The 16668-nt window shown below is 31.9% G+C and carries 11 protein-coding genes and 3 pseudogenes; 3 read left to right on the top strand and 11 right to left on the bottom strand.

The window, feature by feature from the left end:
• Positions 1–12 precede the first annotated feature (12 nt).
• The 4 genes and pseudogenes from amaP to E2558_RS07660 all read right to left on the bottom strand — a co-directional run bounded on the left by amaP (position 13) and on the right by E2558_RS07660 (position 4495).
• A complete protein-coding gene (gene amaP / locus E2558_RS07675) occupies positions 13–549 on the bottom strand; it encodes an alkaline shock response membrane anchor protein AmaP (RefSeq protein WP_126565767.1) in 537 nt (178 codons plus the stop codon).
• A gap of 182 nt (positions 550–731) precedes the next feature.
• A pseudogene (locus E2558_RS07670) lies at positions 732–2275 on the bottom strand (BCCT family transporter).
• Positions 2276–2416: 141 nt separating this feature from the next.
• The gene (locus tag E2558_RS07665) at positions 2417–3430 is read right to left on the bottom strand and encodes a zinc-binding alcohol dehydrogenase family protein (RefSeq protein WP_126565768.1); all 1014 of its coding nucleotides are present in this window, start codon (positions 3428–3430) and stop codon (positions 2417–2419) included.
• A gap of 57 nt (positions 3431–3487) precedes the next feature.
• Positions 3488–4495, bottom strand: coding sequence for an NADP-dependent oxidoreductase (locus tag E2558_RS07660; RefSeq protein WP_126565769.1), 1008 nt, complete (start codon positions 4493–4495; stop codon positions 3488–3490).
• A 133-nt stretch (positions 4496–4628) separates the two neighbouring features.
• Between E2558_RS07660 and E2558_RS07655 the strand changes: the two genes are divergently transcribed.
• Positions 4629–5630 carry an LLM class flavin-dependent oxidoreductase gene (locus tag E2558_RS07655; protein ID WP_126565770.1) on the top strand — a complete coding sequence of 334 codons (1002 nt, stop codon included), beginning with the start codon at positions 4629–4631 and terminating at the stop codon, positions 5628–5630.
• Positions 5631–5697: 67 nt separating this feature from the next.
• On the opposite strand, the gene E2558_RS07650 is transcribed toward E2558_RS07655, so the two are convergent.
• From E2558_RS07650 to E2558_RS07640, 3 genes and pseudogenes are all read right to left on the bottom strand, one after another.
• Positions 5698–6552 (bottom strand): alpha/beta hydrolase, encoded by an 855-nt coding sequence (locus E2558_RS07650; RefSeq protein ID WP_126565771.1) that lies wholly within the window; start codon positions 6550–6552, stop codon positions 5698–5700.
• A gap of 126 nt (positions 6553–6678) precedes the next feature.
• A pseudogene (gene lacG, locus E2558_RS07645) lies at positions 6679–8091 on the bottom strand (6-phospho-beta-galactosidase).
• Positions 8092–8107: 16 nt separating this feature from the next.
• Positions 8108–9628, bottom strand: a pseudogene (locus E2558_RS07640) (lactose-specific PTS transporter subunit EIIC); the annotation flags it as partial.
• Positions 9629–9963: 335 nt separating this feature from the next.
• Between E2558_RS07640 and E2558_RS07635 the strand changes: the two are divergent.
• Both E2558_RS07635 and E2558_RS12345 read left to right on the top strand, forming a co-directional pair.
• A complete protein-coding gene (locus E2558_RS07635; protein ID WP_126565772.1) occupies positions 9964–11271 on the top strand; it encodes a TrkH family potassium uptake protein in 1308 nt (435 codons plus the stop codon).
• A gap of 613 nt (positions 11272–11884) precedes the next feature.
• Positions 11885–12031: a hypothetical protein gene (locus E2558_RS12345; protein WP_168210220.1), complete on the top strand. Its 147-nt coding sequence runs from the start codon at positions 11885–11887 to the stop codon at positions 12029–12031.
• Between the two features lie 491 nt (positions 12032–12522).
• Here the strand turns inward: E2558_RS12345 and E2558_RS07630 are convergent, their stop codons facing one another.
• The 4 genes from E2558_RS07630 to E2558_RS07620 all read right to left on the bottom strand — a co-directional run bounded on the left by E2558_RS07630 (position 12523) and on the right by E2558_RS07620 (position 15507).
• Entirely contained in the window at positions 12523–12786 is a 264-nt protein-coding gene (locus E2558_RS07630; protein ID WP_126565773.1) for a hypothetical protein, read from the bottom strand.
• 729 nt (positions 12787–13515) lie between these two features.
• The gene (locus E2558_RS07625; protein ID WP_070548272.1) at positions 13516–14016 is read right to left on the bottom strand and encodes a MepB family protein; all 501 of its coding nucleotides are present in this window, start codon (positions 14014–14016) and stop codon (positions 13516–13518) included.
• Between the two features lie 765 nt (positions 14017–14781).
• Complete coding sequence (locus E2558_RS12340; protein ID WP_168210225.1) at positions 14782–14943, bottom strand: hypothetical protein; 162 nt, start codon at positions 14941–14943, stop codon at positions 14782–14784.
• 198 nt (positions 14944–15141) lie between these two features.
• On the bottom strand, positions 15142–15507 hold the full coding sequence (locus E2558_RS07620; protein WP_126565774.1) for a transcriptional regulator: 366 nt from the start codon (positions 15505–15507) through the stop codon (positions 15142–15144).
• Positions 15508–16668: the final 1161 nt, after the last annotated feature.

Raw genomic sequence — 16668 nt, 5'->3', positions numbered from 1 at the left:
GTTATCCCTCCCTTACAGTACGCGTTGTCCTGCAGATTTTTGATCTCTGACATTAACTTCTAATTTTCTAACTGGCATTTCAGTAAAATGCTCAACATTATGTTTAATGTCAGCTCTAATACTTTCAGTTAAAGACTTAACTTGTACACTATTTGGTACTAAGAAGTCTGCTTTAATATCGATATAAGAATTATTTTTCTTATTGTAAAGCTTAGTAACCACATTAGGTTGTCTTACATCTTCATATTTAGTTAACGTATCATATGCAGTTTTTTCGACTGCTTTACGTGATACATAAATATGTCCATCATTGTAGTCTTTGTATAGACCTGGTTTTCTATATGTTGGTTTGAAAATGCTGAGTACTAATATTAAACCGATCAATATAAGTAGAGCAGCTAAACCAATTAATAGTGGTTGGAACCAATTGAATTGTAAGAAGTAGTGTTGGTATTGAGAAATACGACTATCTTTTATGTACATAAACAATAGGAATCCAACAATAGCAACTATTAATAGGCCGAGGATAAAGTTTTTTAATCTTTTCACCTCGTCATGCACCTCCTTAGTTATTGTTGAACTATTAAATGAATTATAGAGATTAAGTACCCTTTAAATGTTTTTTAAAACACTAAATTTAAATTATTTTATTCTTTTTTAAAATTCATTAAAGTTTACTGTCTAAAAATGATATTCCCAAATTTAGTACAATAAAAACATAAAATTTATAATTATTTTTTCTTTATTTTTTCTTTAGAATTTTTATACTGTAGAAAGTGTTGTTTTGAATGCCTTGGATGATCATTCGATAAAGATTTAAAGAGTGCCCAAATCATAAATATAATTACAAGTGAGAACGGTAATGCTGCAATGATAAGCAAATTTTGAATGGCTTGTGTACCACCTGTGTAAATCATGATCATCGCAAATAGTGCAAGTATGATACCCCAGCTTACTTTTACAAAAGAAGCAGGATTAATATCGCCTTTACAACTTAGCATGCCTAGTACATAAGTAGCTGAGTCAGCTGAAGTAACAAAGAATATCATGATGACTATTAAAGTAATAATACTTAAAACAAATCCTAGTGAATAATGTTCCAACGTCGCAAATGTTGCTGTTTCTGTCGCTTCTTTGGCTATATTCGCAATCCCCTTGTCTTGTAGATAAACAGCTGAAGCACCAAATACTGCAAAGAAGAAGAAACATACAAGTGCTGGCACGAACAATACCCCTAATATAAATTCTTTAATCGTACGGCCCCTAGACACACGAGCGATGAAGATACCAACGAATGGTGCCCATGAGACCCACCATGCCCAATAGAAGATTGTCCAATTTTGTAACCACTGAAATTTCTCTCCCCCATTCATAGGGATACGTAAACTCATACTAAAGAAATTAAAGATATAGTTACCCAATCCATTAGTAAAGGTATTTAATATATATAAAGTAGGTCCTACAATAAATAGACCGATTAAGACAATAAATGCTAATAACATATTAATATTACTTAATGTTTTAATTCCTTTATCAATACCAGACCAAGCCGACCATGTAAATAAAATAGTGGCTATAATAATTAAAATGACTTGAGTACCAAAATTATTTGGTAAGCCAAATAAGAAGTTGAGCCCTTCGTTAATTTGAAGTGCGCCAAATCCTAACGTAGCCGCTACCCCTGTAACAGTTGCTATAACCGCTAGTACGTCTATAGCGCCTCCAATTGGCCCTTTCATTCGCTTCTCACCAAAGATAGGAACTAATGTGGCACTCACTAATCCAGGATACCCTTTGTGGAAACTAAAATAAGCGAAGACTAAAGCAACAATGCCATAGACAGCCCACGCATGGACGCCCCAGTGGAAAATGCAAATTGAAATGCATCGTTAATAGCAGCTTGAGTGCCTGCTTTATGTATCGGTGTCAATGTAAATGCATGACTGAGCGGTTCGGCTGTCGTCCAAAATACTAAGCCTATTCCCATTCCTGCACTAAACAGCATTGCAAACCATGAAGGTAAAGAGAATTCAGGATCTTCTCCTTCTTTCCCAAGAGTAATTGACGCATATCTAGAAAATAATAGATACACACATATAAAGAAAATCATTAAAACGAGTAATAAGTAGTACCATGAAAAGTTGACGGCTATAAATGATGTAATATTTTGCGTTACCGTTTCTAACTGTTTCGGTAATAATGCACCATATAAGACAAACAATGTACAAATACCTAATGCCGTCCAAAATACCACACTAATGGATTTATTTTTCATCCATCATAAACTCCTTTCTTTAAATTGTTATTTAATTTTTAATGCCATTTATCAATAAAAAATGACGTTTATTACTATTGCCTAATTGCATAATAATAAACGCCATATTCAAGATAATTCTATATAGATTGTTAATTTCCTTTACTCTTCTACATTAATAACTAATTTCCCAATCATTGAATTAGATTCTAACGTTTTATGAGCATTATATAAATTTTCCACTGTAAGCCCTGAAACCGTGTTAGTAGTTGTAGGCTGATACGTACCTTGTTCTACCTTTTCAGCAGTATCTTTCAAATATTTGTGTTGCTGAATCATATCTTCCGTTTGATGTATAGGTCTTGCAAACATAAATTCATGGGTAAAGCTGATATTCTTCGCCTTCAATGCATTTAAATCTTGTTTCTCTTTAAAAGCAACAATCGTCGCAATGTGGCCAAGCGGTTTCACAACCTCAATCATCGTGTCATAATACATCTCTGTATCGAAAGTACAAAACACATAATCTACCGCTTCAATATCATGTTGCTTTAATTGCGTTGCTAAATCATGCTTATGATTTAATACAATATCAGCACCCATCTTTTTACTCCACTCTACCGTTTCGTCACGTGAAGCAGTAGTAATGACTTGTAAACCGTATGCTTTAGCAATTTGTGTTGCGATACTTCCGACACCACCAGCACCATTAATTATTAATAGTGATTTCCCTTCATTCTCTTTAGCATGAGTTGAAATACCAAACGCGTCGAATAGCGTTTCCGAAGCGGTAAGCCCGGTTAAAGGTAAACTAGCCGCTTGTTCAGCCGATAAATTACTTGGTGCTTTCGCCACGATGCGTTCATCAACAACTTGATAAGTCGCATTAGACCCATGTCGATTAGGTGTGCCAGCATAGAATACTCGATCTCCTACTTCAAATAACTCAACTTCAGATCCGACCGCTTCAACTGTTCCTACTGCATCGAATCCCAACACTCTTGGCGCGTCTTCAACAGGAGTGATACGCTGTTTAGTATCTACCGGATTGACACTGATACTTTGAATTTTTACGAGTATGTCACGTGCTTTCGGTTGAGGCGTTTCAAGTTCATATTCTTTAAATAAATTGCCTTCTTCTAATTTAAATGGTTGTTCAAATCCAATTACTTTCATTACTTCTTAGCCACCTTTTATTCAATCTACTGTTGCTTTTTGAAAAGGGAAACCAAATTACTCGGCGTCTGAAACTTTGACCACTTGCTTACCAAAATTATCTCCAGTAAACAAGTTACGAAAGGCGTGCGGTAATTTATCGAATCCTTCTTCAATTGATACTTCAGTTTTAATTTTACCTTCTTGAATCCACTGTGCAAGTTCTTTACCAGCTTGTTCAAAATCATCAGCAAATTCTGCTACTAAAAATCCTCGCATCATCGCTTGTTTCTTAATCAGGGTACTTTGAATACGTGGCCCTTGATCATCTTCCGGATGATTATAATTTGAAATCGTTCCACATACTGGAATATGCGCATGACGGTTAAGATGTTTAAATACTTCGTCACCAATTCCTCCGCCTACATTTTCATAATAAACATCCACACCATTTGGCACTGCCTTAGCTAAAGCTTCAGCAAAATCGTCTTTCTTGTAATCTACACCAGCATCAAAGCCAAGTTCTTCCGTAAGATAATTCACTTTCTTATCTCCACCAGCAATGCCTACCACATGGGCACCTTTCAATTTAGCAATCTGTCCTACAACTGCACCTACAGCACCAGAAGCAGCAGAAACCACTACCGTTTCATCTGGTTTAGGCTGTCCAATATTAAGCAAACCATGATAAGCTGTCTGGCCAGTTAAACCTAGCGTGCTTAAATATAAATGTAATGGTATATCTGTATTTGAAACTTTATCGACTTTGTCTTCATTTATAGTATTGATGCGTTTCCATGGTAACATTCCTACAACAATGTCATCTTCTTGAAATTGATTAGAGTTAGAGTTGATTACTTTGCCCACGATATGACTTTCAATAGGTTGACCTATTTCGAATGGTTCTACATATGAATCAGCTTGAGACATTCTGCCTCGCATATAAGGATCTACTGAAACATAAATCGATTCTACTTGAACTTCATCGTTCCCTAATTCAGCTACATCGATATCTTCGTATTTAAATGTATCATCTTGTGGCATACCTTCTGGATATTGAGCGAGTAATACTTGTTCATTCTTCATCACCTAAAACTCCTTTCAATATTTGCTTACAGTATAGTACTATGAACAATTTAATCGCAATCATCATGCTTTCCACTTATAATGACAAATGATGTGAAATCAATATTTTTATGGAAAAGGGAGCCTGCTTAATATGAAATTAGGAATCTTAGATTACGTGCCTATATTCGAAGGCCGTTCAGCTCAAGATGCTTTCAATCACACTATCGAATTAGCAACCTTAGCTGATCAGCTTGGTTATGAGCGCTATTGGATTGCTGAACATCACCAAGTACCTTCAGTAGCCTCAAGTGCGCCTGAAATGGTGATGATGATGTTATTAGAACATACGCATCGTATCCATATTGGCAGTGGAGGCGTGATGTTGCCCCACTACAGCGCTTATAAAGTTGCTGAACAATTTAAGATTATGGAAGCACGTCATCCCCACCGAATTGATATGGGGCTTGGCCGTTCTCCTAGCTTTAAAAATGTGAACGAAGCACTGAATGAATTTAAAACTAAGAAGCCAGAGTTATCTCAACAAATAGATGACTTAATCAAATATTTTACTGATGATACAAAGCAGCCTCACCGCTTCATGTCACTACAAGCTACGCCATTTATTGAAAGTTATCCGCAATTATATATTCTAGGTATGAGTGAACGAAGTGCTGAACTCGCTGCTAGAAAAGGATTACCCTTAGTCATTGCTCATATGGGACAACCTTCGACACAAATAAACAAAGTCATCGCTCACTACCGTAAGCACTTTGATTTATATCATAAAGAAACAAGTAATAAAAAGCCTTATGTTATTATGGCAACCTTTGTTGTAACTGCAAATAAGGTGGAAACAGTTGATAATTTACTCGATGCGCTTCATTTATGGTTAATGCGTATCAATTATTTAAAGCAACCTATGTCTTATCCTTCTATTGAAACTGCCCATCATCGTCAATATTCTGACAGAGAACTTGTTAAAATTGAAAAAAATAAAAAAAGAATTCTGAGTGGCTTACCTCACGAAGTTGCAGAGCAATTGCATAATATGCAGCAAACATTTACTGCAGATGAAATGATGATATTGCCCCATGTATTTGGTGAAGAAAATAGAATAGCGTTAATTAAGCATTTAGCTGAAGTTTGCTTTTAAAGGTTAATAAAAGAGTAGACAACGCTTAAATTTTAATCTTTTGCGTTATCTACTCTTTTTTATTTCCTTACTTATTCCATAAGAACTTGATGATTTCATTTGCTACTTCTTTATTTTCGTGTAATTGACTGTGTTGTGCTGATGGACCAGTATACTTAGATTCTTTATAAGATTTAGGACTGTCTTGTAATAAATACTTTAATGACTTAGACGAACTATTTGAGACACGTCCATCTGAATGTGTGCCATCTTGTAAGTCGCCATATATATTTAAAACATCGATATTTTTTCCTTTATAAATTTTTTTCAATCCTAATAATTCTTTATAGTTATCATTCAACTTATTAGGCTTACCATTTTTATCTACACTAATTTCATTAACCTTTTCATTAAGATTAAGTACACCATTATATGTACCTGCAATGTTAACTTCTTTTTGAAGTTGGGGTAATTGTTTATCATTACCATAATCTTTCATAAAATATGCAAATGATAAATTGCCCATTGAATGTGCAACAAAGTTATATTTAGTGAAACCGTATTGCACTTTTAACTCAGATAAGACATTCTTGATATTCGTCGCATTTTGATTAACATCGCCATTTTTATTGTCTTCGAACACTACTTTAACAATAGGATTTTGAGCATCATTTGAAATAGTGCCTTTGAAATGTACTTTGCCTTGATTGTCTACAGTGGCAACAATGGCGTCTTTAGTCACATCTTTATTTATTGCTTGTTTCACCATATATTTTTCAGAGTTTTCACTACCTCCATATCCATGCATAAATAATGTCACAGTTTGGTTTTTAAGCGCTGACGAATTTTGTGATTGTTGTTTCTCAGTTTGGCTACATCCTGTTACTAATGCAGTCATTATAAATATTGTAAATATGAAATAAATCATTTTTCTTTTTGTCATTAACTTTAACGCCACCTGTTTACTTTTATTTATAAGTATAAACTAGCTTCTAGATATTGCCATCAATATATTAAAAAATCTCCCTTTAATATCTGTTTGATATTAAAGGGAGACTATAATTAAAAATTATTTAATTTCTTTAGTTTTAGCTAATTCTTTATACCAATATGCGCTTTTCTTAGGATAGCGTTCTTGTGTATCAAAGTCGACATAGAATAAACCATAACGTTTTTCATAACCATTTGACCATGAGAAAACGTCCATTAATGACCAGATGAAGTAACCTTTTACGTTCGCACCATCACGTATAGCATTAGCAATGACTTCTAGATGTTTTTTCACATAATCGATACGTGCATCATCATCAACTGTTTTACGTTCAGTATCAAATTCATCTTTATATCCAAGACCATTTTCAGTGATATAAATTTTGTGATAGTTAGGATAATCTTTAACTACACGCATAATTTGATCGTATAAACCTTGAGGATAAATCATCCAGTCCCAATCAGTACGTGGTACATCAACATCAAATTCACGTTGACCTACGCCTTTAAGTTGATATTTAGAACCACCTTTGTCACCAGTAGCGTTATGAGTAATTTCAGATTCGCCATCATAGCCTTTCATCCAGTCACTCATGTAGTAATTGATACCTAAGAAGTCATTTAAATCTTTAGCTGCATCAAGAATTTGATAATCTTCTTCAGTTATATCTAATTTACCGCCGTTTACTGATAAAATGTGTTGAACACCTTCCATTGTTTCGCGAGAGTATTTACCTAAATATGTCGCATCTAGAATAAATTTGTTATGAATAATATCTTCTAGTTCTGCTGCTCTAACATCTTCAGGGTTAGAAGGATCGAATGGATATTTAGTAGGTAATGCGTGAACTACCCCTACTTCACCGCTATATCCATTATCTTTAAATAATTTAACTGCACGTGCATGTGCTACCATCATATTATGATGAGATTGGAATACTTTTTCGAAATCATATTTAATTCCAGGAGGGAATTTACCAACTAAATATTGCCCATCTCCAATTGGTCCAATTTCATTAAAAGTAGTCCAATAGTTAACTTCTGAGAATTCTTCAAAACAGAATTTAGCATAATCTACGAAGTAATCAATTGTTTTACGATTTAAGAAATCGCCATCACTATGCAACGTTTATGGAGTATCAAAGTGATGTAATGTTACAAATGGTTCAACATGACGTTTATGACACTCTTTAAATAAATTGTGGTAATATTCTACACCTTTAGGATTGACTTCGCCATATCCTTTAGGGAAAATACGTGACCAGGCAATTGAAATACGAATGCCATTCACACCAAATTGTTCACTTAATTCTAAATCTACTGGATATCTATTATAGAAATCACTAGCTGGTTCAGCTGTATACCAATAATTTTCTTCAAGATAAGTGTCCCATGCTACACGACCTTTTCCATCTGTTTGAGTCGCACCTTCAGCTTGATAGGCTGCTGTCGCACCACCAAAAATAAAATCCTCTGGTAATTTTTTCATTATACTTTCATCTCCTAAATTATTTTTCAAATTGTTGTTGAACGAAGTCTAATGCTGCTTTGCCATCTCGTGTTAAGTTAATGTATTCAACACCTTGAGTTTTAGCTAATTTAATACCTAAACGATCAGTATCTTGTTTAATGTCCTCATAATTTGAAGCCACTTGAGGCGCCAAGATAATTAAATGATAATCTTTCATAATATCCATATGTGCACCGTAACCACCAGCTGCTGCTTTAACAGGTACATTATATTCTTCTGCTGCTTTATTAAGTGCGTTAGCTAATAAACCACTAGTTCCACCACCAGCACATAATACTAATACATTTGTTTGTTCAGTAATATTGTTTGAAGGTGAAGATTCTTTTCCATTATCTGCTTGTAATGTTGCATCGTCTGCGCCAGCTGTTGCTAAAATTGCATCTGCTTTTTTAGTATCAAAATTAGCTGCCACTTTTTCTTTTAAATCATTATTTGTTACTTTTTTACCTAGTTCTTCTTCTAAAATTTGTTCATCATATACTTTGACGAATGGGTAATAAATAATGACGTCTACTACAATTAACACAATCGCTAATACGAATGACCAGAATGCAAAACCAGTACCCATCACGATACCTAATGGACCTGGAGTAGTCCAAGGTAAGAAAATACTAAAACTGTTCATTCCTAGTACATCTACGAAGAATTTAAAGATCCATACGTTTGCGATTGGCGCAAAGATAAATGGAATAAAGAATACTGGGTTTAATACTAATGGTGCACCGAATAAGATTGGTTCGTTTACACCAAAGAATGTAGGTACTACAGATGCTCTACCAATTGCTTTATTACGTTTCGATTTAGTTAACCACATGAACATAAAAGGCACAACTAAAGTTGCACCAGTACCACCCATCGTAACGACGAACATTTGTGTACCAGGTGTGATAACTTTATCAGCATGCTCACCTGCTTGAATTAAATGTAAGTTGGCTTCAAGGTTAGCGTAAGTAATAGCTGCGATTGCAGGTTCTACAATTGATGGACCATGAATACCTACGAACCAGAAGAATGCAAAGGCACCAAAGATAATTGTTACCCCAACCCATCCATCTGCTGCAGTAAATAATGGTTCAAATATTTTTAAAATACCATTTGCTACGTTAGTATTTACTGTACCTCTCACAATTAAATCAAGTGCATAAAGAATAATCATAACCGCTGATAACGGGAAGATGTCTTTAAATACTTGTGAAATGTTTGGTGGAACTTCTTTTGGCATTTTGATTGTAATATCACGTTTAATAAAGAAGTTATATACAATTACAGTGACAAATGCTGCAAGAAAGGCTGTTAATAAACCTTTAGTTCCCATAAAGCCACTTAAGAATCCACCTTCTTTAGCTGGATCAGCAGCTAAGAATAAGAATCCACACATTGCTGCCATCATTGTTGAAATAAAGTTAATTTGATTTGTTTTTTCGAGTTTTCGGTTAAACGAATCGGTCAATGACTTGGCAGTCGTACCGGCGACAATGAAACCTACAATTCCCATCGTTTAGTTTGTACTTTTTATATGTATTTCTAATTGTTTATAAACGTTGATTTATCAGTATTTTATAGATATAACTTTATTATAGATTGCTATTATTTTTTAAATAACGTATTCAAAACGTATTCAAAACGTATTCAAAACGTATTCAAAATAAAAAACGCCACTTCAAAAGTGACACTTTAAAATTATATTTACTTGTCCGTATGTTAAAAATCGTAATTATGTATTAAATCTTTTTACCTTCGGAATGGTAGGTATTATATATATTATATTTTATTTTTTATCTATGATATTATCAGTTTATTGAAATAGACTATTTGACTATTGGAGTATAAATCATGAATAAAGCTAATAAATCTTTGTACTTTTACCTAATGCTTTTTTTATCTACAACACTTATAGGCGCTATTTTACTTTATTTACCCTATACTGGTAAAAAGCCTATAAATTTTATAGATGCTCTATTTATTGCTTCTAGTGCATTTACTGTTACTGGATTATCTCCAACTGATATAGGATCTCAGTTTAACGTACTTGGAGAAATAGTTATATTACTGTTAATACAAATCGGTGGTCTTGGTATTGTGACAGTAACAATGCTCGCATTTATATTCTTAAATAAAAAAGTTTCAATGCAAAATAGATTTTTAATTATGGTGACATGGAATATAGATGAAGCTGGAGGGATTATAAAACTAATTAAGCATTTAGCAATTTATAGTTTTCTTACAGAGTTAATAGGTGCATTATGCTTAAGTCTGTCATTTATACCTAAATTTGGAGTTGGGCGTGGTTTATTCTTAAGTTTATTTACTGCTGTATCAGCTTTTAATAATGCTGGTTTTGCCTTATTCAAAAATAATCTAATAGACTTTTCTAACGACCCAGTCATCATCATCACCATAACTTTTTTAATAATTCTAGGTGGATTAGGTCACTTTGTAATTGTTGATTTAATTAACTGCAAAAAAATTAATAGGCTTTCATTTCATTCAAAAGTAGTTCTATCAACTACCTGTATTTTAATTATTTTTGGTACTATATTATTCTTTTTATTAGAGCAATCCAATACTTTAAATAATATGGGATTGATCGAGAAATTAGGTAATGCCTTATTCCAATCTGTAACGACAAGAACAGCTGGTTTTAATAGTATTGATATGGGTAACATTAAAACTCCTACTGCTTTATTATTAATGATGCTTATGTTTATTGGTGGTGCCCCTCTCAGTGCTGCTGGAGGTATTAAAGTAACGACGTTTGCGATAATTTTTATTTATGTATTAAATACTATACGTAAAGAAAATAACATTTCTTTGTTCAATAGAGATTTAGCTGATAAACATATTAAACTATCTGTTGTAACAGTAAATATTTCTATAATTTTCATTTTAGCTACTACCTTCTTATTAACTATTATTAATCCGAATGTACCACTAATTAAAATATTGTTCGAGGTGGTATCAGCTTTTGGTACAGTGGGTTTAAGTATGAATTTTACTTCCGAATACCACGGTATAACTGAACTTATTATTATAGTTGTGATGCTTTGCGGTAAGGTCGGATTGTTAACTATGTCTAGAGCGTTTATACCACCTAAACCTTCTAAGAAATATAGTTTCCCTAAAGGGAATATTCATATATAAAAAGTAAAGCCTTATCTATATACAAGAATAGAAAGGCTTTTTTTATATAAAGTTTTACTAACGCTTTATAATTATTTTAATTTTAAAGATTTTTAAGGTATTCTGCGAAGCATAGCCCCTTTAAACCACATTGCCAAATCGACAAGCTGGTTAATGCTGTAATCCTAATTTAGGACTGCACCCGTGTATCAATATATTCCTAAATTGGAAATGTTCTTACGTATCGAAGCGGTTGCTATATTCATTTACCTAACGTCGCAAGTTGCGAGACATGGGGGAACGTTTTGTTCACTCATCTATGGGGTAGCGTTTCACGACCTCATGAATAAGGGGGGAACGTTTCGTTCACTCCTTAATTAGATCAACTAATAAAAGGCGTCGTGTTTCCCTACTCCCTTTTATACATGACTGAACGAATTGTTCATGCAGCTACCGTCACGAACAGTTACAGCAGCTATAATAAAATGTATGTCTATTAAGTGAAGTAGATGTATGTTAACATAAGTTATAGACAACATTTCTTTCATTGAACTTAGTCTTACTAGTCATGTACTAGTGAGACTTTTTTCGCATACAAAAAGGGGCTTTACGCCCCTAAAGAGTTATGCTATTTATGAAAGCTTTTAAAGTGTCGAGATTGCCTAAACATACAGTATTTTCGATGGAGAAGAAATACTTAATGGAAAGGAAAGAATCGCCAGTTAGACAATCTCAATTATCATTATTACACACTAATTTTTATTTAGCCACACTATTATAATAAAAATCATTAGTTTGTGTGTAATAAAGTAATAAAAACGTTTCACTCCTTACTTTTCATCTACACTCTCACTTAGTCCGTTATAAGCTAAGTTGAGAGTGATTTTTTATACAAAAAAGAAGCTAACCAATTAAGGCTAGCCTCTATGTAGTCGAGGTAGAGTTAAAACTCTATGTATATAAGGATTTTAGAGATTATTAAACCTCTTTTGCTATTATCTTATTATTTATATATTTGTCTACAATAAAATATGAAGCTATGCCCAAAGGACATAGCAAAGAAAAAATGACTCACATATAGAAAAATATAGAAGTGCTTCATAAGGGAACAACTTCTAATATCATTATACGCATTAAATTTATTAATTGTCTACAATATTTACAGTATCAGTAAAATATTTACAATCTCATTCCCAATGTTTTGGGAATGAAATTCACTACTAGATCATTACACAAGCTGCGTACTCAAGTTGAATATGTAATTATAAGTAATTATTTATCCTCTTTTTCTTTTCTTCTCTTACTTAATTTATATATCAAATAAATAACTACAACTATAATCATAAATAAGTCAAAAGACGATAAAAATGATTTACTAAAAGATTGTTTTATCCAAAAGAAGCGGATTAGAAATAATAAAGTTGATTGTATTATCCCAACAAAGAAAATATTAATGACTGGTTTATCTTTAATGAAGTTATACACAATATAAACTATACAAACAATAGTTATGATTAACATTAAAGCTTTTGCCATTGCTAATACTCCTTTTTAACTTTACATTATCATACCATTGTACTATTTGTATTTTAATAGTTTCATTGCTCAAATTTAGATTGTGAGATTCACTGCGCACATTTGCGCCGTGAGATCGTAAATCATAAACGTGTGATGCGTTGCCATTTTGACTACGCAGAGAAGCCACAAACGGCTTTTCTGAAGTACTAAACTAGTACTTCAGGTTAGATAACCAATATGTCTGTTTTCCATTTAAATTCTATTGAGCCGATATTTCGGCTGTATTCGTCTTAATTTAGAGAACGAATATTTTCGTTTTCTAATGCACTAACTTAGTGCGTTAGCTTTTTATTGATTAATAAGCTCGCTTTTGTTTTTTCTAATACGGTAACTTAACGTATCAGCATTCTAAGGTATCACTAATACGAGGTATCCTTTTTGTCTTATTAAACCACTTCCCTATTTTAAGGTACTGCTTACAAGCGGACTTTTAAGTACGGTTGTAACTTTATGAAATGTAAAGTTTTGACAAGTTATAAACAAAAAGACTGCACCCAACGGATACAGTCATTTTAAAGGATACTCGATTTTGAGTAGTAAATTTTAGTAGCTACGGTTATTATCTTATAAAAGGCTCTAAATGTAAATAGAAAACGCTTACTTTTTATAAATAAACGTCACACTTACATTTATTTTCATCTTAGTATTAACATCAAAACACGAAAAAACTCGTTTCTAAAACCAAACTCAACCTAAATATAATTCCTTAATTTTTTTCTTATCAAAACCCTTACTAAAATCTAAAAAATACGGGATTTGCCATTTTTGAGTACTAACTGCTGTTTTATTTAAACTTTGTTCCCAACTAGGATAAACACGAATAGCCATTTTTCCTTTATGTTTTTCCGAACTAATAATTCCTTTTTTAACTAATAGCTCTTTAGGAAATATAAATTGACCTTTTTTAGATTCATCTAAAATATTAATAATTAACTTATCTTTTGATTCGTCAAAATTAAAAGGTCTGTTTTTATTAATTTCATTCTTGCACCAAAACGCAACAAAATAACCTGATTTTTTAGGAGTTTTTTTAGCTAATCGACTTTTAAATTCAACTCCATTGAACTCAAAATTAAAAGCCTCATACTCTTGATTCCATTGTTCAAATTCATGTTTTATCAAAGAAAAGTTACGATCAAACAATGGTATTTCATTTAAAAAAGCGATAGAAATATAATTACTATTCATAAAAAACTCCCTTCTACTCAAAAATTCATAAATCAACATTGCTTTATTCTAAATGCTTTATTAAACCAAAATCAACGAATTGTCGGATAGTACATTCACTATATATATTTGTAATTTAATTAACAGTTCTTCTCAACGTACAATAAGTTTCTCGGTATAAATGCGTGTTCTACCTCTTTTTATTCTTCTTATTTTTTTCGTTTACAGAAATTATAATTGGTAACAAACCACAACAAATAGCAATTATCAAAAACAAACCAGCATTCATAAAAAAACTCCTTTTTTTAATATTTTATTACAAGAGTTATTGAATTTTAAAATACCCTTATTTGCAATTTTAAGATACTTTTTAGAGCATTTAGGGTATTCTATATAGTTTATGAACTATTTAACGTCTCTTAAAATATAAAAAAGCAAAGAGAAACATTGATATATCAGTATCTATTCATATTTTTAAAAAATGATTTCTACATAGTATCAAGACAAGAAGAAACTCGTTTCAAAAAGCAAAACCAAAAATTAACCCTCTTTATCAACTTTTTCTAAACCAATAATCAATAAGACAAGAACAGATAAAAGCATAAATGGAAAAAATAAAGAAGTAACTAAAAAACCTATAATCATAATTAAGTAAAACGAATCAATTTTGTAATTTCCGAATTGCATGTAAAAACTCCTTTTGTTTTCTTCTCAAAAAATAAAATTGCTTTATTCCAAAATAGTTCCACTCAACATCAATAAATTTTCTCGACATATATGCATGACTTACATTTTTCGTCTAGCATTCCAACCAATTAACGCATTACCAATAAAACCAACAACTCCACATAATAAAGCCACAGAGAATGAGTTATCTCCTATAAAAAAAACAACTAAAAATATCAAAATTCCAACTACTAAACTTATTATCCACTGACTTATTTTCATGATTTAAATCTCTCCTTTTAAATACCCTTATTTGCAAATTTAAGATACTTTTTAGAGCATTTAGAGAATTTCATATATATTTTATTTAACAGCTCTTAAAACGCAAATATGAGCTAAATTTAAAAATCAGAAAAACAAACCTTTACTTTAGATACTAACAAATTAAACTCTTATTTAGTACTTAATCATAATTAAACTTTACACATATCCTATAAGCGTTGCTAAACGTCTGATTATAGCGTCACGTTTACGCAGCATGCTTGTTTTACTTATACCGAAGTAGTCGGCTATATCTTGCCACTCATAACAACCAATCGGACACTCCCAATATCTAAAACGCATAATTTCTTTGGTTTCGTTGTCCGCTTCATTTATGAGTTGATCTACACCATTAACAATATTACATAATCTTTCATATTTATTTTTCATACCTATGTTGTTTGTTTCGCTATTAGTATTATTTAGCAATTCAAAGTATGTAAACTTCATTTCTTTGCGATACTGCTCTATATGTTCTATATAGTCCTCTAATTTCTTAATATCGTGTCTTTCAATCGTTAGCAAAGTAATACCCCTCTATATTTCAAGTTTTTTAAAGTCATTTTAGTACCTAGTACTAATTATAGAATATATAAGCTAATTAATCTTTGTATTGAATAAGTAAATGTAAGGTTTTAACATATAGAAGCGGTTTATCTCTTATAAGCTTCAGAGAGCGTTTTAGAAAGCCTCTAATAGCGGTATTGATACTTTATACCTAATATACGTTAAGTGGTTTAAATAGGCTTAAAAAACACTGCTACCTTACGAAAACTTACGTTTATTTCTCTGTAACCTTTATATAACCTTATTATTTTTTACTACCTTCCCAAAATCTTCCCATTTTTTGACTACCTTACGAAAACCTTCCGATTTTTCGTTACATAAATTTTTGTACCTATCCAAAATCGCACTATTTTTTACTTACTTTGTATAAACCTTGTACATTTTATATTTGCTCTACCTTTGGATTTTTGCAAAGTCCAAATTTGGACGCTGCTAATTATTTCAGATGTATTAAAGGACAATCCAAAATTGGATAGTCTTATTTTTTATAGAAATCAAATTTACTATCTACTCACTAAAAACTCGATTACCTCTACCTTTTCTCATCACTTTATAACCCTTTTACTCTTTAAAATTCTTCATCATTTTTCATCATTTAGCACCCACTTATTCAAAGCAGCTTAACAATACTTAACATTCAACTACCTAAGAAAACCTAATATGAAATGCAGTAATATATAGTATTTTAGTTGATTTTAATTATTAAACTTAATAATCATTTTCTACACTAAGAAGCTCATAGTTTCTATATAGTTTTAAATCTCTCGAAAATTAAAGTTAATTAAAGGTATAAAGTCAAAAATGACTATGTTCTTTTTTAACCCGTCGTTAATGTCGTTCCTTTGCTTAATTACTCTCTTTTTCTTGATGTTAATTTTTAAATTTTAAAATTTGCTAGATACATTGATATAACTCACGTTAAAGACAATTAAACCCCTTCAAAAATTTGCATTATTTAGCATAAATTAAAAGTACACGTCCAAAAATAATCGCATACTTTTATACTTTTAGACATTAATGACTAATACCTTAACTTAATCAAAAATGATTAACTTAAATATTTTTAAACTCTTTTTTGAGCAATAATTTTGGTCACACAAAAAAGTCTAACCAAAAAGC

The sequence above is a fragment of the Staphylococcus pragensis genome (genome assembly GCF_004785665.1).
GTDB classification, from domain to species: Bacteria; Bacillota; Bacilli; order Staphylococcales; family Staphylococcaceae; genus Staphylococcus; species Staphylococcus pragensis.
This window is presented reverse-complemented; position numbering and strand designations above follow the sequence as displayed.